1 protein-coding gene is annotated in these 408 nt (G+C 49.0%); it reads right to left on the bottom strand.

The window, feature by feature from the left end; all coding sequences use genetic code 11:
* Positions 1-408 (bottom strand): hypothetical protein (locus VBE63_RS31210; protein ID WP_323686809.1); only part of this gene is annotated, 408 nt, incomplete at both ends.

The raw sequence follows: 408 nt of genomic DNA, 5'->3' as shown, positions 1-408 counted from the left end.
GTGAGTGTTGCTTTCGCGATACGGGGTGATCCCATCACCATCGCACGCTCTCGAAGATTGATGATCTCTTCGTTTTGATCTGGAATTGCAGAATGGCGCCTTTCTAACCAAGAAGCCCATTCGATTTCACGGCCAGCAGGCGTCGGAGTGAGTTGGAGAAGCAACAAACGCAAGGCTCCGATCGATAAGCGAACCTGCTCGTCGGAGAGTTCTGTACGTGTACAGAGCCCGTCCAAGTAAGCCTCAACATCCTGCTTCGGCACATCCTGAAGCCTTGGAGGCCTGAGCACACGCAAGAACGTCTCAACCGCAGAGACATACCTTGGATGATCTTTCTCAGGAATCCCAACACTATTTAGTATATTGATATATTTATCTTTTTTATGTTTCTTTTGCCCTCCATCGAGG

The sequence above is a fragment of the Lamprobacter sp. genome (genome assembly GCF_034860625.1).
Taxonomy (GTDB): domain Bacteria; phylum Pseudomonadota; class Gammaproteobacteria; order Chromatiales; family Chromatiaceae; genus Lamprobacter.
Note: the sequence above shows the minus strand (reverse complement) of the source record. Positions and strands in the feature narration are given on the sequence as shown.